Source organism: Methanobrevibacter sp. (assembly GCF_045541095.1).
Taxonomy (GTDB): domain Archaea; phylum Methanobacteriota; class Methanobacteria; order Methanobacteriales; family Methanobacteriaceae; genus Methanocatella.
Window position 1 is genome coordinate 1 of record NZ_JAZQIJ010000137.1, and the last position, 21,584, is coordinate 21,584.

The 21,584-nt window shown below is 35.6% G+C and carries 19 protein-coding genes; 16 read left to right on the forward strand and 3 right to left on the reverse strand.

Going from position 1 to position 21,584, the window contains the following annotated elements; translation table 11 throughout:
- Positions 1-95 precede the first annotated feature (95 nt).
- The 4 genes from ACKI2P_RS05780 (at position 96) to ACKI2P_RS05795 (ending at position 5,718) form a co-directional block, all read left to right on the forward strand.
- Complete coding sequence (locus ACKI2P_RS05780; RefSeq protein WP_407375857.1) at positions 96-1,652, forward strand: ClC family H(+)/Cl(-) exchange transporter; 1,557 nt, start codon at positions 96-98, stop codon at positions 1,650-1,652.
- Positions 1,653-2,153 carry a nitroreductase family protein gene (locus tag ACKI2P_RS05785; protein WP_407375859.1) on the forward strand — a complete coding sequence of 167 codons (501 nt, stop codon included), beginning with the start codon at positions 1,653-1,655 and terminating at the stop codon, positions 2,151-2,153.
- A 150-nt stretch (positions 2,154-2,303) separates the two neighbouring features.
- On the forward strand, positions 2,304-4,751 hold the full coding sequence (locus tag ACKI2P_RS05790) for a BspA family leucine-rich repeat surface protein (protein ID WP_407375861.1): 2,448 nt from the start codon (positions 2,304-2,306) through the stop codon (positions 4,749-4,751).
- Between the two features lie 52 nt (positions 4,752-4,803).
- Positions 4,804-5,718 (forward strand): HEAT repeat domain-containing protein, encoded by a 915-nt coding sequence (locus ACKI2P_RS05795; protein ID WP_407375863.1) that lies wholly within the window; start codon positions 4,804-4,806, stop codon positions 5,716-5,718.
- Between the two features lie 159 nt (positions 5,719-5,877).
- Here ACKI2P_RS05795 and glmS read toward each other — a convergent pair whose 3' ends face one another.
- Positions 5,878-7,653, reverse strand: coding sequence for a glutamine--fructose-6-phosphate transaminase (isomerizing) (gene glmS, locus ACKI2P_RS05800; protein WP_407375865.1), 1,776 nt, complete (start codon positions 7,651-7,653; stop codon positions 5,878-5,880).
- A 282-nt stretch (positions 7,654-7,935) separates the two neighbouring features.
- On the opposite strand from glmS, the gene ACKI2P_RS05805 reads away from it, so the two are divergent.
- Positions 7,936-8,373 carry a low molecular weight protein arginine phosphatase gene (locus ACKI2P_RS05805; protein WP_407375867.1) on the forward strand — a complete coding sequence of 146 codons (438 nt, stop codon included), beginning with the start codon at positions 7,936-7,938 and terminating at the stop codon, positions 8,371-8,373.
- A gap of 18 nt (positions 8,374-8,391) precedes the next feature.
- On the opposite strand, the gene ACKI2P_RS05810 is transcribed toward ACKI2P_RS05805, so the two are convergent.
- Positions 8,392-9,357, reverse strand: coding sequence for a tetratricopeptide repeat protein (locus tag ACKI2P_RS05810; RefSeq protein ID WP_407375868.1), 966 nt, complete (start codon positions 9,355-9,357; stop codon positions 8,392-8,394).
- A gap of 343 nt (positions 9,358-9,700) precedes the next feature.
- Between ACKI2P_RS05810 and ACKI2P_RS05815 the strand changes: the two genes are divergently transcribed.
- Positions 9,701-10,129 carry a hypothetical protein gene (locus ACKI2P_RS05815; RefSeq protein ID WP_407375870.1) on the forward strand — a complete coding sequence of 143 codons (429 nt, stop codon included), beginning with the start codon at positions 9,701-9,703 and terminating at the stop codon, positions 10,127-10,129.
- A 497-nt stretch (positions 10,130-10,626) separates the two neighbouring features.
- The gene (locus ACKI2P_RS05820) at positions 10,627-10,764 is read left to right on the forward strand and encodes a hypothetical protein (RefSeq protein ID WP_407375872.1); all 138 of its coding nucleotides are present in this window, start codon (positions 10,627-10,629) and stop codon (positions 10,762-10,764) included.
- A 195-nt stretch (positions 10,765-10,959) separates the two neighbouring features.
- Here the strand turns inward: ACKI2P_RS05820 and ACKI2P_RS05825 are convergent, their stop codons facing one another.
- Entirely contained in the window at positions 10,960-11,307 is a 348-nt protein-coding gene (locus ACKI2P_RS05825; RefSeq protein ID WP_407375874.1) for a diacylglycerol kinase family protein, read from the reverse strand.
- A 136-nt stretch (positions 11,308-11,443) separates the two neighbouring features.
- Between ACKI2P_RS05825 and ACKI2P_RS05830 the strand changes: the two genes are divergently transcribed.
- The 9 genes from ACKI2P_RS05830 to ACKI2P_RS05870 all read left to right on the forward strand — a co-directional run bounded on the left by ACKI2P_RS05830 (position 11,444) and on the right by ACKI2P_RS05870 (position 21,564).
- Complete coding sequence (locus ACKI2P_RS05830) at positions 11,444-12,550, forward strand: RtcB family protein (RefSeq protein WP_407375876.1); 1,107 nt, start codon at positions 11,444-11,446, stop codon at positions 12,548-12,550.
- 13 nt (positions 12,551-12,563) lie between these two features.
- The gene (locus ACKI2P_RS05835; RefSeq protein ID WP_407375877.1) at positions 12,564-13,364 is read left to right on the forward strand and encodes an SIS domain-containing protein; all 801 of its coding nucleotides are present in this window, start codon (positions 12,564-12,566) and stop codon (positions 13,362-13,364) included.
- 38 nt (positions 13,365-13,402) lie between these two features.
- Complete coding sequence (locus ACKI2P_RS05840; RefSeq protein ID WP_407375879.1) at positions 13,403-14,197, forward strand: FHA domain-containing protein; 795 nt, start codon at positions 13,403-13,405, stop codon at positions 14,195-14,197.
- A 27-nt stretch (positions 14,198-14,224) separates the two neighbouring features.
- On the forward strand, positions 14,225-17,728 hold the full coding sequence (locus tag ACKI2P_RS05845) for an Hsp70 family protein (protein ID WP_407375881.1): 3,504 nt from the start codon (positions 14,225-14,227) through the stop codon (positions 17,726-17,728).
- A 58-nt stretch (positions 17,729-17,786) separates the two neighbouring features.
- Positions 17,787-17,930: a hypothetical protein gene (locus ACKI2P_RS05850; RefSeq protein ID WP_407375883.1), complete on the forward strand. Its 144-nt coding sequence runs from the start codon at positions 17,787-17,789 to the stop codon at positions 17,928-17,930.
- Positions 17,920-18,690, forward strand: coding sequence for a metallophosphoesterase (locus tag ACKI2P_RS05855; protein WP_407375885.1), 771 nt, complete (start codon positions 17,920-17,922; stop codon positions 18,688-18,690). The genes ACKI2P_RS05850 and ACKI2P_RS05855 overlap by 11 nt, the downstream gene beginning before the upstream one ends.
- Before the next feature lie 59 nt (positions 18,691-18,749).
- A complete protein-coding gene (locus tag ACKI2P_RS05860) occupies positions 18,750-21,020 on the forward strand; it encodes a RyR domain-containing protein (protein ID WP_407375887.1) in 2,271 nt (756 codons plus the stop codon).
- A 117-nt stretch (positions 21,021-21,137) separates the two neighbouring features.
- Complete coding sequence (locus ACKI2P_RS05865) at positions 21,138-21,263, forward strand: hypothetical protein (RefSeq protein WP_407375889.1); 126 nt, start codon at positions 21,138-21,140, stop codon at positions 21,261-21,263.
- A 4-nt stretch (positions 21,264-21,267) separates the two neighbouring features.
- Positions 21,268-21,564: a RyR domain-containing protein gene (locus ACKI2P_RS05870; RefSeq protein WP_407375890.1), complete on the forward strand. Its 297-nt coding sequence runs from the start codon at positions 21,268-21,270 to the stop codon at positions 21,562-21,564.
- The last annotated feature ends 20 nt before the right edge of the window (positions 21,565-21,584 follow it).

A 21,584-nucleotide genomic window follows, 5' to 3' on the forward strand; every position in this document is an offset into this window, starting at 1 on the left:
TTTTGAATAGTTTAAATAACAAATGGCAGGAAAATTTAAGTATTTTTTTGAAGACATGAAAATAACTTATATGGATTAGGATAATATAATATATAATGAATGCTCTTGAAAGAACTTTAAAATCTGTGGCGGAAAATCCTAAATATATTTTCAGACTAACCGTTCAAGGGGTTTTAGTCGGTATATTTGCGGGATTGATGGTATGTCTGTACCGTTTTTTACTTGCAGGTTCAGAAAGTGTTTTAAGAGGATTTCTGAGTATTATACATGGAAACGTATTATACATTATTCTATTTTTTGTGGCTCTTGCGGTCATGGGTTTTTTAATAGATTTCCTAATTAAATGGGAAAAGGATTCGGCCGGAAGCGGAATACCTCAGGTATATGCAGAGGTAAAAGGACATATGGAAGCAAATTGGGCTAAGGTTTTGGTATCCAAGATTGTTGCCGGTGTCATCACTGCTTTAGGAGGTCTTTCTTTAGGTCCGGAAGGTCCGTCAGTTCAGATTGGAGGAATGGCCGGAAAAGGAATTGCAAAACTGTTTAAGGGATCTAAAACCGATGAACTGAGATTGATATTGGTGGGTTCTGCTGTCGGTATTACTGCAGCGTTCAATGCACCTCTTGCAGGTGTGCTTTTTGTATTTGAAGAGATAAATCATGGATTTGATAAAACTTTAATATTTATCGCTTTAGTCTCAGCTATTGTTTCTGATTTCATATCCAAGGTAATCTTTGGTCAGAGCACCATATTGTCATTCCCGATTTATGACATTCCACTGGAGTCCTACTGGGTTTTAATAATTCTCGGAATTCTGATAGGTCTTTTGGGCTATGTATACAATGTGGGAATGATTAAATCAAGCGATATTGTGGCAAGGCTTAAAATCCCTTCCTGGCTTAAGTTCGTGCTGGTGTTTATGGTGTCAGGTGTTGTGGCACTTACAATTCCTGAAATCAGCGACGGAGGACACTTCATGATGGACATGCTTGATTTGGCAGTTCCATCTTTGGGAGTTTTGATTTTACTTTTGCTTTTGAAATATCTCTTTTCAATGTTTTCATTCTCATCAGGAGCTCCTGGGGGTATATTTTTACCTATTTTGGTTTTAGGAGCATATATTGGTGCGGTATTCGGTTCAGTCTTTGTTCCGGCATTAGGACTTCAGCATGACCTCATTTATAAGTTTATTGTTATTTCAATGGCGGGATTTTTTGCCGCAACCGTCAGAAGCCCGATAACCGGTATTGTTCTTTTGGCCGAGATGTCAGGCTCAACAGAATCCCTTGTTGCAATGATAATTGTATCATTGATAGCATATGTTGTACCTACACTTTTGGGCAACAATCCGATTTATGAATCATTGTATGACAGATTGCTTTTAAACAAGAATCAGGAATTTGTTAAGAAACCTTCAAAACATGTTTTATCAGAATATGTTGTTCCGCTTGACTGCAATTACATCAATTTTAAAATCAAGGACATTCCATTTCCGAAAAATGCAATTGTCGTATCAGTAATTAGAAACGGAAAATACATCATAGCAGATGAGGATTTACATATCCAGTATTCAGACCAGATTCAAATCCTGACTGACAGCAATGACTATCCTTATGTACGTGAGGAAATTGAAGAATTATTTGGTGGTTAGATGAGTTCAATATTTGAAAGACACAGCATACGCAAATATAGAGACGAAAAAGTTCCGGATGAAATAATAGAAAACCTTTTAAAGGCGGCAATGCAGGCACCGTCTGCAGGAAATCAGCAGGCATGGGAATTCATTGTGGTTTCAAAAGATGAGGACAAGTTGGCAATTTCGAAAATGCATCAGTTTGCAAAGCCTGCAGAAAATGCATCCCATCTTATTGTCACTCTTGGAAATGAAAGCTGGGCAAGATTTCCTATGATGATTGAACAGGATCTTGGCGCATGCAATGAAAACATATTGCTTCAGGCAACCCATGAAGGTCTCGGTGCAGTGTGGCTCGGATTTTACCCGATTGAGGATAGGACATTGAAGCTTAAAGAATATCTGAATATTCCTGATAACTGCATTCCTTTCTCAGTGATATGTGTCGGATATCCTGCAGTAGAAAGTGATGTCAAACTTAGATATGATGAGTCCAAAGTTCATTTTGACAGATATTAGGCAGTGTGTTTTCAGATTATTTATAACTCCATTAGAGTGATGATTTTCAGATTCATTAGAAAAACTTGACAATATTTATGTATGCTTAAAAATTTTATATATCTCATTTTACATAATATAATTATAATTTTATAAACGTAGTTTGGTATTATGATAAGTAGAGAGATTCGGGAATTTGAGCTTTTAAATACAACCACTGGAAGCATTTACGATTTGGATGAATTCAACGTTTTAATCATCCTGAATGACGGTTCCAATTTAACCAGTTGGCGAAATGTAAGAAACAAAGAGGACATTGTTTTTATCAGTGAAGATCTGTTTGGAATCACGGACTTAAAGCAGAGATATGCTGGTCTTACAAACCTCAAGGCAATTGTCGCATTTGGTTTTGGTGAAGTCGACAACATGGAGGAGATGTTTTTCGGATGTGAATCTCTCAAGGATATCTCATCATTAAAGTCATGGGACGTTTCAGGCGTAAAAAATATGCAGGGGATGTTTTCAGGATGCGCCAGTCTGGCTGATATTTCTTCCCTTGAAAATTGGAACGTGTCAATGTTGGAAAATACTTCAAACATGTTTTCCAATTGCTATTCTCTTGAAGACATATCTGCACTTGCCGATTGGAATGTCAGCAATGTCACAGATATGCATTACATGTTTAGCGATTGTTCCAGTATAAAAAAAATCGACGCATTGTCCAAATGGGACGTCGGCAGAGTTCAGGATATGGGCTGCATATTTGAATTTTGCAATTCTCTGGAATCACTTTCAGGATTGGAAAAATGGGACTTGTCACAGGTATTCAATATAACTGCAATGTTCAGCGGATGCGAATCATTAAAAAACATTTCAGCACTTAAAAAATGGAATTTAAGCAAGATGGCCCATAATTCAAGTTTATTATATCTTTTTTCCAATTGCACATCATTAAAGGACGTTTCCCCTTTAAAGTCATGGGATTTGTCAAACATAACACGGATTGATGGTCTTTTTGAAGGTTGCGTTTCAATCGAAAGCATTTCATCATTAAAAAAATGGAAGGTCGAAAATATCATATCTGCCAACAGGCTTTTTAAAGGTTGTGTGAGATTGGAAAATATCTCTTCTCTTGAAAAATGGGACACTTCAAATTTCATGACTGTCAATGAGATGTTTAAGGATTGTGCTTCACTGATAAGCATTTCACCATTAAAAACATGGAAAACCTCAAATATCAAATCTATGGATTCCCTATTTAGCGGATGTCTGTCTTTGGAGGATATTTCATCATTGCAGTTTTGGGACACATCCAATGCCGGAAGTCTGCTTGAGTTATTTGAAAATTGTGAAATGCTTAACGACATTTCAGCATTGGAAAAATGGGATGTCGGCAATGTGAAAACATTTGAAGCCACATTTTTCTGTTGCGAGACACTTGAAGACGTTTCCCCATTAAGGAAATGGAACGTGAAAAATGTGGAAAGCATCGCAGAGATGTTTAAGGGCTGCAGGGCACTTGAAGATGTCAGTGCTCTTGATTTCTGGATTTTTGGAAATGTTTCAAATGTCATAGATGTGTTTGAAGCCTGTGAAAACCTGAAAAAATATCCTATGTGGTTTGTTGATGGGGAATTTGTCGGAACAAACAGCTCTCTTAAAGAGTTTGACAGTTTCAATCATACAACAAAAGGCATATTTGATTTGGGCGAATTCAAAACACTGATTATTCTAAAGGACGGAAGCAATCTAACCAGCTGGGATGATGTTTCAAACAGACAGGATATACTATATGTCAACGAGGACCTCACAGGCATTGAGGATTTGACAGAGCGCTATGCCGGATTGACTTCACTTAAGGCAGTATTTGCATTCGGTGTCGATAAGGCGAAAAACATGACCGGAATGTTTTCAAAGTGCAATTCTCTGATTGATATTTCATTTTTAAGATTCTGGGATGTTTCGAAGGTTTCCGACATGAAATTCATGTTTCACGAATGCAAATTCCTGACTGATATTACTTCACTGTTTAAGTGGGACGTTTCAAATGTCGTTGACATGAATGGAATGTTTTTAGGATGCTTTTCACTGAGCAATGTGGCTCCGCTTAGAAACTGGAACGTTTCCAAAGTAAAATTCATGAGGGCCATGTTTTGGAATTGCATTTCACTTGTAAACGTTATCTCTTTAGGATATTGGGATGTAAGCAATGTGGAAAACATGAAAGGAATGTTTTTCGGATGCATTGGTCTGGACAACATTTCCTCACTCAGGGAATGGGAAATGACAAATGTCACAGTGCTTTCAGGCATGTTTGAGCATTGCAGGTCTTTAACTGATTTGTCTTCAATCGGTGGTTGGGATATTTCCAACGTAACTAGTATGGATCACATGTTCTGTGATTGCAGGTCCTTGGCGGACGCTTCTTCAATAAGCGGATGGAATGTTTCCGCCGTAGAGAACATGTCAAACCTCTTTGACGGGTGCATGTCACTTTCATCATATCCTTTCTGGTATAATCCATATTATGTTGAAGAAATTCCTGAAGAGCAAACTGAATCAACTGAAGAAGTTTCCGATGAAAAAAATGATGAAGATATAAAAGAAGATGAAAGCTGATTCTTTATATGATTTAAGATATTTGATAAATTAATTCTCTATTGGTGCTAATATGGAGAATTTGGACAATGTCAAAAACGAAACTGATGAGGAAATTTTGGCCGATTTGGCTTTGAACGATGAAAATTGGATAATCAGAAAGGAAGCCATTAAAAATCCTAATCTGTGTGACGGGGATGTCCTCGAGGAAATATTGCTCAATGAATTTGAAGATTATAACTGTTTTTTTGCTTATAGGAAATTGAAATTTCACAGACCTGATTCAAAATTGCTTATCAATCCTTTTGATGTTGAAAAAGTCAAGAATGAATCAGAACTGATTGATATTATTGAAAAATCAATTTACAAGGCACCTAAAATCATTGCAGGAAAGTCCGTGGACATGTGTTACGTCTATCCGTATCTGGTCTGTCCGGATACCCGATGGAAAGTCCGCTGGTATGCCGCCGGGAATCCTAATCTGTGTGATTGTGACGTGTTAAGTAACATTGCACTTTTTGACTATGATTTGCGGGTTCGCTGCCAGGCCTTAAAAAATCCTAATTTTGATGATGAAGATGTCATCAATTATTTGGCTTTAAATGACTGCAAATATACTGTCCGAGGCGTTGCTGCAACCTTTGTCAGGGATGAATCCATTTTAAAGGACATTGCAAGCCATGAAAATGAGTCATATGTAAGACAGGGTGTGGTGTCAAATCCAAATATGGCTGATGAGTCCTTATTGATTGATTTTGCATTAAACGACAGGGATTATCACGTAAGAAGGCAAGCTGCTTTAAAGATAAGCGACGATGAAGTTTTAAAGGAGATTTTTTTAAACGATTATCATGGTGATGTAAGGCAGGCAGCCTGCAGTCGTTTAAATGATATGGAATTTTTAAATTATATTAAAAATGGAAGGTTCAAAAATAAATTTCAGAATGCAGCTCGAAAAAGATTGTCTGAACTTGAAAAATCACAATAAGTTCATCAATTTTAGTGAGATATGCATATGTCTTTTTTTAATTTTCTTCTAAATTGCGAATTCTCTGTTTAAATTAAAAATCACTATAAAAATAATTTAGTTTTTTCTATTGACTAGTTAAAAAATTAAAGCAATCATGAAGAATATTGCACTTCATGATTAAACTGTAATGACTTTTGCGAGATTTCTTGGCTGGTCAGGATTATAACCCTTATCAAGGGTCACGTAATATGAAATCAGCTGAAGAGGCACGATATATACCAAAGGTGCCAGAATGTCTTCGACTTTTGGGTTAATTCCAATGAATTCCTTTGAATTTTTAGCCAACTTTTCGTCACCTTCACATCCAACGGTCAGTATGATGGCTCCACGTGCCTTCACTTCCTCAAGATTGGTTCTTGTCTTGTCATAATCATCACCCTGAGGTGCGACGATGATGACTGGAACATTTTCATTGATTAAAGCCAGCGGGCCATGTTTCAACTCCCCTGCAGCATATCCTTCAGCATGGATATATGTAATCTCTTTAAGTTTCAGGGCTCCTTCAAGGGCAATAGGATATGAAAATCCACGACCTAGATAGAATGCGTTGTCTGCAAAGTCATATCTTTTTGAAATGTTTTTAATTTCATCTCTTTTTGCTGTGACTTCATTGATGTATTTCGGAACGTTGTAAAGTTCACTGATCAGTTTGTCATCTTCTGAAATCAGTCCGGCAAGCATATAGATTGCAGTAAGCTGTGCAATGTATGTTTTAGTTGCTGCCACTCCAATTTCAGGACCTGCCTGTGTTTGAATGACAAATTCCGCTTCATCGCACATTGCTGAGCCTGCAACATTGACTATTGCTAATGTTTTGGAGGTTTTTCTTGCTTGCTTTAGGGCAAGACGTGAATCAGCGGTTTCACCTGATTGTGATATGAATACTACCAATGTATCTTCATCCCAGGTTTTTGCGGTGTATCTGAACTCGGATGCAATTACAACATCACACGGAATTCCGCCAAAAGATTCAATAAGATATTTCCCCGTAATGGATGCATGATATGAAGTTCCGCAGGCAACAAATGAAATCCTTTTAATTTCTCCTATTCTTTCAAGCACCTTTTTGATTTTGTCTTTCTGGCCCAATGTGTTTTTAACGGCCTGTGACTGTTCAATGATTTCCTTAATCATGAAATGATCATATCCTTCTTTTTTGGCCATTTCAGGTGTCCAGGTTATTCTGGTGGTTTTCCTTTCAATGACATTGTCGTTTTCATCGTGAATTTCGATGCCGTTTTTATCCAAAACTGCAATTTCACCTTCTTCAGGCCTTATGATGTCACGTGCGTATTCTAAAATTGCAGGAGTGTCGGATGCTACATAGTATCCTTTTTTACCAAAGCCCAAAATCAGTGGGGAATCCTTTCTGATTGCTGCTATCTTTTCTTCAGCGTCTGAAATCGCAACAATTGCATATGATCCCTTAAGCAGTTCAGCGGTTTTTCTTAATGCATGCTCAAGATCGTTTCCTTTGTTGATGTTTTCTCTTATTAGATGAGCTATTACTTCACTGTCGGTCGTTGATTTGAATTTATGGCCTTTTGTTATCAGATTTTCCTTAAGTTCGGTGTAATTTTCCAAAGTGCCGTTGTGCACAATTGCCACGCTTCCGCTTTCATCAAGATGAGGATGGGCGTTTTCATCGGTAGGCCTTCCTGTTGAAGCCCATCTTGTATGCGCAATTCCTAAACTGCCTTTCATTTTTTCAAAATTCATCTTTTCATTAACGCTTTTGATGTTTCCCTTTGCTTTTTTGACATTGATTTTATTGTCGTAAGTAGCCAAACCCACTGAATCGTATCCTCTGTATTCAAGATTTGAAATACATTTGAATAGAACTGGGGCTACATTTCCATTATCTTTTAAAATGCATCCAACAATTCCGCACATTTTATCACCTCCTGTATAAGTTTGATTTGGGTTAATATAAATTGCATAAAGCAATTTCTTTATATTGAATGTTTGATTAAAGTGATTTGTTTAAACAATTTAAATATTCTGTGGAATAAATTATTTTCAGTGATAATATGAAAGAACAGATTTTGGAAAACTAAACGAGATTGAAAAGACTGAAAATATAACTGTCTTGAATCTCGGGAGTTGGTTCAAAGCATGGGATTACTCAAATTAAAATTCAGATTATGAATCAAATCATAGGACTCGGGCGATAATATGAAAATACTTTTTGTATGTACTGGAAATACTTGTAGAAGCCCTATGGCTGAAGCCATATTTAAGGATATTGCAGATTTGTCCAAATTTCAGGTATCATCTGCAGGCCTTTTAGCTTTTCCAGGGGATTCTGCATCAAATAAGGCTGTGATTGTCTGTGATAATCATGGAATTGATTTGACTCACCATCGTTCAAGGCCTTTAGACCAGTCACAAATAGAAACTGCTGATTTGGTGCTGACTGCAGAGGAATCCCATAGGGAAAAAATCAGAATGCTGTATCCTCATGTCAGTGTGTATACAATCAAACAGTACTCGGGAGATTATGAAAATCCCGACATTTCAGATCCCATCAGCGGTGATTTGAAAACTTATGAAGATTGTTTTTTAGAGATTAAAGAGGCCTTGGAAAAAATTCTTCTCGAAAATAAGTTGTAAATGTAAGATTTATTTTTTTTAATTTTTATTCGTGGATTGGTTGTGGAGTTTATTTAAAATTTCTAATTGATATGGTTTGACTTTATTATAGTTTTGAGGTATTTTTAAAAGTTCATCAAAGCAGGTCAAAGCTTCAGGCAAACGATTCATCACTCTCAGCACTATCCCCTTATTGAACAGTACGCATTTATAGTTTTTGTCAATATTTATGCATCTGTCAAAGCAGTCAATGGCTTCCTGATTCTTATTGCATATAAAAAGCACCCCTCCCTTATGATTCAAAATATTGACATCGTTTTCATCAATTTCAAGTACAAGATCCATCAATGTCAATGCCTTTTCGGGGTTGTTGTCCTTAATCAGTGCTTTGAGTGCCTGCATCTTTATTCTGTCAATTTTGCTGTTGATGTTGAATTCGCTGTCCTCATAAATGAACTCTTTTTCAAATGTTCTTTTAATGTCTTCTATCATGATGTTTACTTCTTTTTTACACTCAGAATCTTCCTCAATAGCTTTCATGAATTCATCCAGAGAATCCCATAACCTGTTTTCATCTTTAAGTTCAATACCTTTTTTGATATGTTTTCTGGCTTCACGTGAAAACTTGTCCAAATCTATGACATCATTTTTTTCGTTGATTTCATCTTTGAGGATTTTGACTATATTTTCTAGATGGGGATTTAATTTCAAAGCTTTATCGTAATATTCAATGGCCTGGTTGAAATCATTTTGGTGTTTGCTGATGATGCCGAGGTTTAAAAATGCTGATGAATTTTGACGAACTGATAATGACTTGTTGTAGTATTTTTCGGATTCCTCAAATTTGTCGAGCTTCATCAATGTTGACGCTTTCCCGTTCAGTGCATCAATGCATTCTGGTTCTATTTCTAATATTTCATCAAAAATTTCCAGTGCTTTTTGTGTGTCATTCTGCATATACTCGTAAGCTTCTCTTATTTTACATTCAATATAGTCTTTTAACATCATAATCACTTAAAATTCGTTAATATGTAAAAATAGCAATGGTTAATGAAAGAATTAGATAAGTCAGGGATGGTTTTCAGGTTTATAAAATTAAGCCAAAATTTATTGATAAACATTCATCAACACCTATCAAATAGTTTTTCAATTAATATTAATAAATGGCATAAAGCTAAAACTTTATACCATAATTTTTTTTGTTCAATTTTTCAGGTAAATTAAATAATTTAGCCAATTTAAATATTTAAATGAATATAACTTTTAATAGATGTTTTTCTGTTAAGGTATGCATTTGTTTTTTAAAAAACAGTAATTTTGGGAAAAATGAAAACTTAAGAGGTGTTTTATGAGAATAATGTTTGTTTGTACTGCAAACACTTCAAGAAGTGCAATGGCGGAGGCCATATTTAAAAAGATGTGCAGTGATGTGGAGGTTTGCTCATCAGGGATTGGCATGTTTGAGAGGAAAATCCCTTCAAAAACAACTGTTGAAGTGTGCAGGTCTCATGGAATTGACATAACAAATCACACTGCAACATATTTCAGGGATTCAGACATTGCAGAGATGGATTTGGTTTTGACTTTTGAAATGTATCATAAAAATAAAATTGAAATATATTATCCTGACTTGAAGGTGTGTACAATCAGGCAGTTCATAGGCGAATATCCTTATGACATCAATGATCCTGCCGGAGGGGATTTCAATGCCTATGACGCATGTTTTAATGAAATATGTCGTGTCCTGAAAAAGGTAAGGTCAAAAATTTGTCCTTGATTTTTTTATTTAATTCTTGCTTTAGATTGCTAAAATTGTTTTCACTTCTAAATATTGATTTTATTTCAAAGAAAACTTTATATAACATCTTTTAAATGCATATTTGCACAATTGTAACTTTACACACTTCGTTAAGTTGAAATAATTAAAAATCAATTATTTATTGCAGATTTGAGGAGGTGAGACTATCTTGAAAAATCTTGATGAGGTCATTATTCAAAATCCCGAACCATACAATTCGATTTATGCCTTTTTAAAATAGAAAGTTATTCCTAAATATCCTTGTTTAACTTATTGTTATCAGGATAATTTTGATGAGGAATGAAATCCAAGAATCCAGTATTATATTCGTTATGCAGCCGATTTATCACTAAAACAAGAAGATAAACTTTATTTGTGTATTTTACAGGATATTTGGGATTTTTGCGAATTATGTGGAATTCCATATGATGAAGAATTAAATGTTGATTTCATTTTGACTGTGGATGGTGATTTTGTTGAAAAACAATGTAAATGATTTCAAGGATATTAAACCTACTGATTTCATTGATTTTGCTTGTGAATTAGAAGAAATTGGAAAAGATTTAAAATCATATGAGTCTGCAGTTAATCGTACATTTTATACAAGAATATAATGCCGTTTTTCTTTTTTTGAGGGAATGGATGAAAAAACATACTAATTATCATTCATGGCCAAAACGGGAACATTCTCAATTGGCTTCTGCTTTTGAAATAGCAGAAGATATTTTTAAAACTTTTAAAGATTTTTAAAGTATTTTTTTTAAAACATCATTATATTTTCAAAGCAATTTTGATTTTTAATTCATATTTTAAAATATCTTTGGAATAAAAATAATCAATCCGATAACTGCAGAAGCAATGGATAAAACCAAAACCGCTCCTGCTGCGGCATCCTTGATGAACTTGATTTTTTCGTCATATTCTTCATTTACGTAATCAAGCGTTTTTTCAAATGCTGTATTGAACATCTCCGCACTGATGATGAGTCCGAACAGTGAAATGCATGCAATCCATTCAAATTCATTAATTTTTAAAAGCACTCCAAGTATGACTGTGCTAATCATCGCCAAAACTTGTATTTTCAGATTTCTCTCGACACGTACGGTGTTGACTATTCCTTCAAAAGCGAATTTGAAACTGTTTATTAAGCTTTTCATATTCTTTAGTTTTCACTAAACATATTTAAATTGAATAAAATGATCTCTTTATTTGGTCTGCCTAAAGGTTTCCCTTTACATAATTTAAATATTATCAGATTAAGATAATTAAATATCCAATTAGTGAGGTGATAATATGTTTGAACTTAAAGGTAAATATGCAACCGCAAAGGTCTTTTCAGACGATGTTGACAACAGCAGCATTTCTCAGGTAATCCAGTTTCTAAACGAACCGATTGCCGAAGGCCAGACTATCAGAATGATGCCGGATATCCATGCAGGAAACGGATGCACCATAGGAACCACAATGACAATAACTGATAAGGTCGTTCCAAACCTTGTGGGATCAGATATAGGCTGCGGTATGGAGGTCGTATATCTTGAAGCTGACGAAATCGATTTCAGGCGCTTTGATGATATTGTTCGAACTAAAGTGCCTCACGGTTATGCAAAAAGAACTGTTCCACATCATTTCATGAAGAATTTTGATTTGACTGAACTCAAATGCTATTTCAACCTAGAAGCCGGAAGTGAAGGAATTTTTAATCTTGGAACACTTGGTGGAGGAAACCATTTCATTGAAGTCAACAAAACTTCTGACGGAGATTTGATAATGGTTGTCCATTCAGGAAGCCGCAGAATCGGTGCAGACGTATGTGAATACTACCAGAACCAGGCACTTAAGGAATTCAAGAGATTCCATAATATGGCCTCAAACAAAAATCTGATTTACTGTGAAGGCAAACTCTTTGAAGATTACCTTCATGACATGAAAATCATGCAGAGCTTTGCTGCCCTGAACCGCAAGGCAATAGTCGAGACAATACTCAGCGAGTATAAAATGGACTATTCTAAAAGCTTCACCACAATTCACAACTATATTGACATGGATAAGATGATTTTAAGGAAAGGTGCGGTTTCAGCCGATAAAAATGAAGTCCTCATTATCCCTATCAACATGCGTGACGGCTCAATAATATGCAAAGGCAAGGGAAATGCAGACTGGAACTACTCTGCACCTCATGGTGCCGGCCGTCTTTTAAGTCGTTCCCAGGCAAAAAGAGAACTGTCTCTTGAGCAGTATGAGAATGCAATGAATGGCATATACACTTCATCCGTAAGTCAGAGTACTCTTGATGAATCACCTATGGCATATAAACCAATCGAGAATATTTTAAATAATATAAATGATACAGTTAAAATAGTAGATATTGTAAAACCTGTTTACAATTTTAAAGCATAGAAAGGTTATTGTCATGTCAGATTTAAAATATATGAATTTGTCCTTGGATGAAATATTGCAGAATCTTAACAGGACAAAATCAGTAATTGAAAATCAAGAGGAAGCTATCTGCAAATTTAGAGATATCATTTTAACAGCTTCAAACAAGCATACTTTTGAAAAAAGGAAAAAAACTATTTTCCTGGCAGGTGCAGGCAGATCAGGTTTTGTTGCAAAGGCATTTGCAATGAGGCTGATGCATTTGGGATTTTACGTATATGTATTTAATGAAACAATAGCTCCTCCTGTACAGGGCGGAGACATTATCATTATCATTTCAAAATCAGGCAAATCCAATTCAATCACTCAAATCGTAGAGGATTCAAGAATAGACAACGTCAAGTTCCTGGCGGTCTGCGGCAGTACAGATTCAGAACTTGCCCAAAAATCAGATGCGAGAATAGTGATTGATTCCCTGCCTCAAAGGCTTGTCAATCTTGAAGATGAAGACATCGATAAGTTCATTGAGTTTTTACCTAAAACAATCATGAATTTCGAACGTGATGAAGAGATTAGAAAACAGCTGGAAGCTCTTCCAAGAAAATCAGTCAACATGGCCGATAAAAAGATAATGGCTCAAATGTATGCACTGCCTCATGAGATATATGGTATTAGTAACATTTACCGTCCGCTGGAACTGATCTTGATGGGTACAGCTTTTGAACTTTCAGCATTGGTTCTGCTTGATGCTCTTGTGGCTGAACTGATGGAAAAATTGAATTTACGTGAAAAAGACCTTAAAGAGTATCATGATGTTTTAAGCAGTGCAATTTAAGAAAACTAATAATATTAGCAGTAGAGGGGGATAATTTCATGAGCGATTCAAATATCAAAAAAACCGTGATTCTTGATTCAGAAGATTCCAATTTGATTTCAGAAAAACTGGCGGCAGTAAATAATAATGTTAGGTTTTCCATTTTGGAAATTTTAAGGGATAACCAAAAATACAATCAGTCCCAGTCCAGCGAACCGTTATATTCTCGTGATATTAACAGCATTCTTTTGAACAATTATAATATCAGCATTACTCCTCAAATGCTTGGTCAGCACATAAAAAAGCTTCTTGAAGCGGATCTGGTCAGTGAAATTTTAATTAAAAAGGAAGTTCCAAACAAAATTGGAAAAAGGACTGTTAAGGGCTATGAACTGAAAGAGGATGCATTTGAAGAGTTGTTTTTGGAAATCAGTTTTCTATCAGATGAACTTTTCACATTCTTTGATTTATATAAATCCAATCAGAAATTCAAGGATGGAGGAAACTGTGTCCTGACAGTATTCAATGGTGCAGACAAGGGTAAGACATTCAAGATTAAAAAGGATGAAACAGTTTTGATTGGCCGCAGAGCCGATTTCAGCGAAGGGGATTTGGCTTCATTTTCAATTCTTCTTGACAATAGCTATGAAACTGTTTCAAGCGTATCCAAACCTCATCTGAAGCTGTTCTTTAAAAATGATGATTGGTATATAATTGATGAGGCCAGCTCAAATGGAACCTTCATTGGAGATATTGAAGTTCAAAAGGGAAAGGCCACCAAACTCAAGGCCAATTCATTTTTAAAATTATCCAAGGGCAACGGTGGTGCGGTAATTTATTGTTCATTCAATTAGATTTCTCAATCTAATTCGGTGGTTTAAGTGGACTTTGACGAGGCAAAACACTTAATAGAAGAATTTTTTAATGGCAAATTTGAAGTTAAAAAATTTTTAGGTGAAGGATCTTTTGCAAAGGTTTATCTGGTAAAGCATAACTATCTAGATAATTTAATGGCTATGAAGATTGTAAAAGAGCCATTAAGTCTAAAAACAGATAAAAAAAGTGTTTTTCGCGAAGTTACACTTGCAAGCCAGCTCAGGCATGAAAACATAATAAGCATATATGATGCGGCTGTAATCTCCAATTTCGGTGACGGCCTTGACCATGCTTATTTTGTAATGGAGTATGTCTCGGGAGGAGATTTGGAACTTTTTTTAAATTCATTCATTGAAAATAACTTATTCATGCCGATTGGCCGTGTTCTCGATTTGATTTCACAAATCCTCAGTGGATTAAACACTCTGCATTCTGCAAACCCTCCAATCGTACACCGTGACCTGAAGCCCAATAACGTTCTGTTAAGTTTCAATTCTAGAGGGGATATCATAATCAAAATTTCCGATTTTGGTTTTGCAAAACAGGTCACAACTTCTATTTCTGACATTGATATTGCAGGTACAAGGCCGTATATGGCTCCTGAACTGTTCAACAAGGATGTTTCAACAAGAAGTGATGTCTATGCTGTTGGTGTTATTTTTTATCAGCTTCTAACCAACCGCTATCCTTATGATGTTGACAAATACTCTACAGAAGAGTTGATTAATCTAAAGCCATGGAAAAAGGACTTGAATCCTCCAAGCCACTATAACTGTGAAGTTTCGGCAGAGATGGATGAAATTGTCATGAAATGCCTTTCAATAAATCCGCTGAACAGGTATGATGATGCAGGTGACCTGTTGGCAGACATTGAAAAGGCCATTGACAATTACCGGTCTGGTCGGGTAGTTTCTGCAGATAATATTGATGACTATGAGGATGAATATTCAGAATACATTATAAATGATTCTCTAAAGGAAGCGTTCAGACTTGCAAAGCATGAAAATAAACTTTCCCAGGCAATTGAAATATTGGAGCAGGAAGTTGTAATGGACTATGATGTCCGTAAATGCTACTCTGAAACACTCCGTATATGGAAATCAAAACGTCCTGACTTGAAGATGATTTCAAAGGCGTTTACAGTTAACCTTAAAGGCAGAAATTATAAACTCTCATGCAACTTCCTCAAAGAAGCAATTGCATACAACCCGTCGATTCAACAGAAATATCAGCATTATATTGATTTGTGGGAGATATTCATAGATCTGGAAAGCCATGGAAGTCTGTTTAAATCTGTGGTTCTTCTGGAAAATCTGATGGATTCAAATTTCGAGATTAAAAAAATTTACAAGCCTTTGCTGGCAACCCTTAAAACATATTCAATCGATGAAATTGTGGCAGGAGCCATCAGACTGGTTCATATGAATGAACTGACGGCAGGCGCTAATCTGATGGAGTTTGCAGTAGTTTGTGATAGTGCAGTACGTGAGAAATATGCATATAAGATGTCTTTGTGGAAGCAGAATATGAAAATGCATTTCAAACAATTGCGTAAACATCACAAAAACACTGTTGATTACGCAATAGATTTGGGAACAACCGACTCTGTCATTTCATATTATAACGATGGCAATCCGATAATTATCAAAAATCACAGGACGGGTGAGGATTTCACTCCGTCAGCGGTGATGATTGATGAAAATGATGATGTAAAGGTAGGTGTTCAGGCAAGAAATGCTATCCTGGAGTCAAGCCGTAATGCAGTCGGTCAGTTCAAGCACAATATGGGATTTTCAATCCCATTCAAATTTGAAAACTCTTCCCGTGTAATGTATCCTGAAGAACTGTCCGCTGAAGTTCTGAAGGATTTGAGGGTTTCTGTTTTTAATGAAAGTGGAGTAAATATCGATCATGCAGTAATATGTGTTCCTGCAAATTCAAATCCTATCAAAACAAGGGCTGTGCGAGATGCGGCTGAACTTGCAGGGTTCAGGTCATATTCACTTATTCTGGAGCCGATTGCAGTTTCACTTGCTTACGGGCTTTCAAAGGAAAACGGCATATGGATGATTTATGATATGGGAGGCGGAACTTTCAATGTAACTTTGGTTAGGGATAATCATGGCGAGATTGAAAAGCTGGCTAATGACGGGCTGGAAAATCTTGGAGGGAATGCTTTCGATTGGGAAATTGTCAATGATTTGTTCAGACCCAAAATTGCTCATGACTTGAATTTGGATGATTTCAGACGTGACAATCCGAAGTATCTGAATATATTTGCAAGGCTTAAAAATGCTGCCGAAAAAATCAAAAAAGATTTATCTGAATCAAACAGCACATATATATGCATTCATAACCTTTTTGATAATTATGATTTTACATATGATTTAAGCAGAGATGAGTTCAGCGAAATTATAGAACCTCTTGTTAAATATTCATTTAAGATTTGCAATAACCTTCTTAAAGACAATTCATTGAAACTTGAAAATATTGAAAAGATTATTCTGGTTGGAGGGTCATGTCTAAGTCCGGTTGTCCGGAAGTTTATAATGGATGAGTTTGCATGTGATGTTGAATATTCCTTAAACCCTCTGACTGTTGTATCGGTAGGTGCTGCAATTTATGCCGGAAGCATCAAAAAGCCAAAGATTTCACTAAAAGATGATGACTTTTCAGTAATTTTGAAACCTTCTGACGGTAAAATTTCAGGAATGGCATTCACATCCGATGACAAATTCTCATTTTTAGGCCATTATATTGAATTTAAAGGTGACGGCAAATCAACCAGAATTCCGTTAAACATCGACGGAACATTCAACGCCAGACTCGAATTTAATGAATATGATATAAACCTTTACAGAGGAGATGTCAAATTAAAACTCGATTTGAAATCACCTGACTTCATCACAAATGATGAAATCCGCATACCATATCTTGAAGATAATTTTTCCCTCAACGATTATTCAAAATCTCTTGCGGAAACGGGCAGGCAATATTTTGAACTTTTAAAAGACATTTCATACCTGAAAGGATATTCATATGACTTTGAGGGTGTGGATTATCTTGAAAGATTGGTGGAAATAGCAAAAAGCTTTGACGGGGCAATTGCCCAGGCAATGATTTACATCGAGCACTATAAAAAGCTGACCTCGGATGCCAATGATGATTTGGAGTTTAAATTGCTTCTTGAAAACGTTGAAAATAAGATGAGGATTGTAAATGATTATGACATGTTTGAAGTAGGTTCTTTTGATGAAATCAAAAATTCAGGGGATTTGCAAAAACTTAATGATTTCCACAGCCTTCTGATTGAAAAATACACTTCAATTAATGCTGAAGAGGTCATGAGGGACTGCTTTACCAATCTGAAATTTGAAGGAATCTATTCAAGCAATGAAGGATTTTCCCGGGAACTGATTGAAAAGGGTGAACTTGCCCTGAACCTAAATGATTTTGATGATCTATTGGAGATTGTCAATCTGCTTTATGAACTTGATGAGCGTTGGTAAACAAAAAGCTTTAGTTCATTTATATAAAAACTTTTATAGAATTAAAGATAGTGGTATAATGAAAAAAAATTTAGCTAAACCAACAGTCGTGCTTAACAAAACTAGTCAGAACGGTTTTATAGATTTCGATTCACCGTCTGATTTAGCCAAAGCAATCAAAGCACTTAATAAAATCAGGGATGGTGAAAAACATGTTAAATGATAAACTGGTTGAACTACCGGATTATGGACGATTAATCGTTGTCACCGACTTGCATGGGAATCTGGATGATTATAATCACTATCTAAGTTTATGGGATGAAAACGACTCTGATTTTCACATTGTCTTTACAGGCGACCTGATACATGGCCTGAATTTTGATGAAGACAAGTCAGTTGAGATATTGGATGACGTCATTACCAAATCAAAACAATATTCCAATTTCCACGCTCTTCTGGGAAATCATGAATGGGCTCACATTACAAATAAAAGCATATATAAGCAGGGTAAACCTCTACTTCAGGAATTCAAGAATCTGGTGTCATATAAGAAAGGTTTCATTGAACCTCACCTGACCAGATATATCAGATTTTTTAAAACTATGCCATATTTTGTAAGGACTGCCAATGGACTTTTCATTTCACACTCAGGACCATCTGCCAAGGTCAAAAACATTGATGCCTTTAATATTATTTTTGAAAGCGACTATTCAAGTCCTATTCTAGATGATTTTCTATGGAACAGGTACAACAGTCTAAATGACTATACAAAACAAGACGTTGTTGATTTTCTGGATATTGTAGGTTGCAAATTCATGATTGTCGGGCACTGTCCTGTCGAATCATATAAAGTATTTTCAAGACAGATTATCATGTCTTCCAGTTTCAACACTGATGTCAAGACATATCTGGATATGGATTTGTCAAAGGATTTGAACGCAATTGAGGATGTTCAAAAGAGTTTGAAATTCATAATCGAGTGATTTTTAGGAAATGTTTTTAAAAGAGAAAATGGATACTTGTATACAGTAAGGTGTTTTAAATGACTGAAAACGATTTGCAGAAATATGTCGATAATTTTTTCGAGAATTTGGTTTTGTATGATGACCAAAAAAATGGGCATCACTACAAAGACCTTTTTAAGGCGGGAATTGATGTATTTTTAGAAAAAGAAACAGCATATAATGCATATGAAATATATCAGACATTTTTCATGATATATCAGATTACCGCAGAAGAAAAGTCAGAAACTGAAAAAATTACTGAGTCAAGCATTGTAAATGAACCCAACACATTGCTCGAACTTGTTAAAATCATGAAAAAATATGAGGAAAACACTGGGGATCTGATTGAAAAACAGAGGGATCATTTTATACATTCGGTAAACGTATTCCTTTTAGGTCTTGCAATATATGCGCAAAATGAAAATTACCGGGAGGCATTCCAGAATTATGTGCTGGAAAGCCCATATAAGAAATATTATAGGTTTAAAAAGGATGAAATCTCTAATGAGGAGTTCCTATACCGTTGGGGTGTAGCTGCTCTTTTCCATGACATAGGTTATCCTGTTGAAATTATTGGAAAACAATTGAATAAATTTATCAACGATGGAGTAAAATCCATTTCAAGCACTTATGTCGCTGACACTGCAATTGACTTTAAAGATTTCAATGAATTCAACACAATTGTTAAAAGCGATCCTAACTTTGCAGATCATTTCACAGAAGTTTATCCTAATGCGAAATTCCTGAATCTGTTTAAACCTACAGACATTATGGCCCATAAAATAGCTACAGACTTCGAATCATATGATGTGGATGTAAAAAAAGTCGCTAAACATCTTGATGAGTTTGTAATCATCATGGGAGAAAACGGATTTATTGATCATGGATTTTTCTCAGCAATACTGGTTTTAAACTCCTATGGGCATCTAATGCAGAAATATGCTAAAAATTATGATTTCTTCTTCTATCCGATAGTTGACAGTGCAACGGCTATTCTGCTTCATAACTATTACAGAAATGTGCTTCAAAAGGAACCGTTTGAGTTGCCTGCTTTGCACCCTACAATATCTCCTCTCGCATATCTGCTGATTTTATGTGATGAGCTTCAGGAGTGGAACAGGCAGCCTTTCGGTATTAAGGATAAGGCAAGAAGCCACGTAAACGATTTGACACTCACAATAGACAATGAACGACTGGACGTTGACTACATTGTGCACAGCGGTTCAATGGGTTTGGGTTTTTCTGAAGACAAGCAGGAACTGCTTAAGAATGTTCTGTTTATTCCTGCAATCTTTAAAAGAGGTTTGAACGTTTTCACTGAAGTGGACCAGGACAAAAACATCATGAGGGAAATAGTCAAATCAGAAATCAATGCCCCCTCCACATTGCTAAGGAATGTGGAACTGCTCGCAATGAAAATCCACGAACAGTATATAGAAACCGCCACAAAGCAATTCAACGAAGACAAGAAAAAGAAAAAAATTACCAAAAAGGATGAACAGAAATTTAAAGAAAAAACAAAACCGTTCGATCAATTATCATCTCATTTGAAAATAGCTAATATCAGACAGGCACGTTCAATTCCTAGAAAATTAAATATGATTGGATGCGAACTGGCAAACAAGGCTGATAAAAGACCTGCAATAACAGAATTTTCGAAAGAGGAAGTTATCGATTTGGCTATTTTTGAGCATGACGAATGGTGTGAAGAAAAAATAGGTCAGGGATGGACTTATGGGGAGCCAAGAGATGACTCCAAACTGATTCACGACTGTCTGGTTCCTTGGGACGATTTAACTCCTGAAGTTCAGCAATATGATATAGATCCTGTCGAAAATATCCCGTCTTTGGTTGATTCAATAGGTCTTAAAATAGTTAGAAGCAAGATTAGGATGCTTACCATTGAGATGCATGAGTTTTATCAGTCAAAGGAAAAAGGTACAAAGGACTTCGACGAATTGCCTGAATATATCAAATATTCCAATTATAAGCAGGCGGACTTCCTGGTAAAGATATTGGCGGAACTTGGCTATGATGTTGTTGATGTTTCAGCTCCCGGCAAAGCCGTTGAACTGTTTGATGAGGAGGTCGTTGAATACCTGGCTGAAAGGGAACACAATGCATGGTATAAACTGAATGTCAATTTGGGTTGGAAATACGGGTCTGTAAGGGACGAAAAATTAAAAATTAACCCTAATTTGGTTGAATGGAAATTACTTAAACCTAAAAAGAAAAACATCAACAGAAGAACATTCAGAAACCTGCCACAGATGTGTAAAAATGTCGATTTAAAAATTGTTAAGAATTAATTAACAATTTTATTCTTTTTTTTTTTAAATATTGATGTAATCTATTTTATGCTATTTTAGTGCATTTTATCATCAAAAGCCATAAATATAATGTCAATGACTTTTTAGGTGTAGATAATGAGCCCCAACAATAATTTTAAACTTTACATTGATGAGTTTTTTGACAGTTTGACTTTGTATGATGATGCTATAAACAAACATCACTACAAGGAGTATATAAAGGCGACAATTGATATTGGTTGAAAACATGACAGAATTAGGTTATAAGGTTGTTTCCATAGAACAGTATGGTGAAGAGATTGTTTCATTATCTTCCAAAGAAGTTACATTTTTAGCCCAAAAAGAGCATGAATCTTGGTACAAGGACATGGTCAATCTTGGCTGGAAATATGGCAGAAGGAAATCACTTAAAAAACATGTAAACCCTAATCTGCTTGAATGGGATAAATTAAATAATAAAGTCAAACGTCTTAACATACGTACTTTGGAGCATCTTCCTGTATTATGTAACGGCGTGGGTTTGAAAATCATTAAGGATAAGTGAATTGATAAAATTCGCTTATT

Excerpts from the sequence above, each read along its gene's own strand:
- ACKI2P_RS05835 (WP_407375877.1), top strand. The coding sequence starts at position 12,564 with ATGTCAGATTTAAAATATATGAATTTGTCCTTGGATGAAATATTGCAG.
- ACKI2P_RS05780 (WP_407375857.1), top strand. The coding sequence starts at position 96 with ATGAATGCTCTTGAAAGAACTTTAAAATCTGTGGCGGAAAATCCTAAA.
- ACKI2P_RS05850 (WP_407375883.1), top strand. The coding sequence starts at position 17,787 with ATGAAAAAAAATTTAGCTAAACCAACAGTCGTGCTTAACAAAACTAGT.
- ACKI2P_RS05860 (WP_407375887.1), top strand. The coding sequence starts at position 18,750 with ATGACTGAAAACGATTTGCAGAAATATGTCGATAATTTTTTCGAGAAT.
- ACKI2P_RS05815 (WP_407375870.1), top strand. The coding sequence starts at position 9,701 with ATGAGAATAATGTTTGTTTGTACTGCAAACACTTCAAGAAGTGCAATG.
- ACKI2P_RS05830 (WP_407375876.1), top strand. The coding sequence starts at position 11,444 with ATGTTTGAACTTAAAGGTAAATATGCAACCGCAAAGGTCTTTTCAGAC.
- ACKI2P_RS05870 (WP_407375890.1), top strand. The coding sequence starts at position 21,268 with ATGACAGAATTAGGTTATAAGGTTGTTTCCATAGAACAGTATGGTGAA.
- ACKI2P_RS05865 (WP_407375889.1), top strand. The coding sequence starts at position 21,138 with ATGAGCCCCAACAATAATTTTAAACTTTACATTGATGAGTTTTTTGAC.
- ACKI2P_RS05790 (WP_407375861.1), top strand. The coding sequence starts at position 2,304 with ATGATAAGTAGAGAGATTCGGGAATTTGAGCTTTTAAATACAACCACT.
- ACKI2P_RS05840 (WP_407375879.1), top strand. The coding sequence starts at position 13,403 with ATGAGCGATTCAAATATCAAAAAAACCGTGATTCTTGATTCAGAAGAT.
- ACKI2P_RS05825 (WP_407375874.1), bottom strand. The coding sequence starts at position 11,307 with ATGAAAAGCTTAATAAACAGTTTCAAATTCGCTTTTGAAGGAATAGTC.
- ACKI2P_RS05805 (WP_407375867.1), top strand. The coding sequence starts at position 7,936 with ATGAAAATACTTTTTGTATGTACTGGAAATACTTGTAGAAGCCCTATG.
- ACKI2P_RS05855 (WP_407375885.1), top strand. The coding sequence starts at position 17,920 with ATGTTAAATGATAAACTGGTTGAACTACCGGATTATGGACGATTAATC.
- glmS (WP_407375865.1), bottom strand. The coding sequence starts at position 7,653 with ATGTGCGGAATTGTTGGATGCATTTTAAAAGATAATGGAAATGTAGCC.
- ACKI2P_RS05785 (WP_407375859.1), top strand. The coding sequence starts at position 1,653 with ATGAGTTCAATATTTGAAAGACACAGCATACGCAAATATAGAGACGAA.
- ACKI2P_RS05795 (WP_407375863.1), top strand. The coding sequence starts at position 4,804 with ATGGAGAATTTGGACAATGTCAAAAACGAAACTGATGAGGAAATTTTG.
- ACKI2P_RS05810 (WP_407375868.1), bottom strand. The coding sequence starts at position 9,357 with ATGTTAAAAGACTATATTGAATGTAAAATAAGAGAAGCTTACGAGTAT.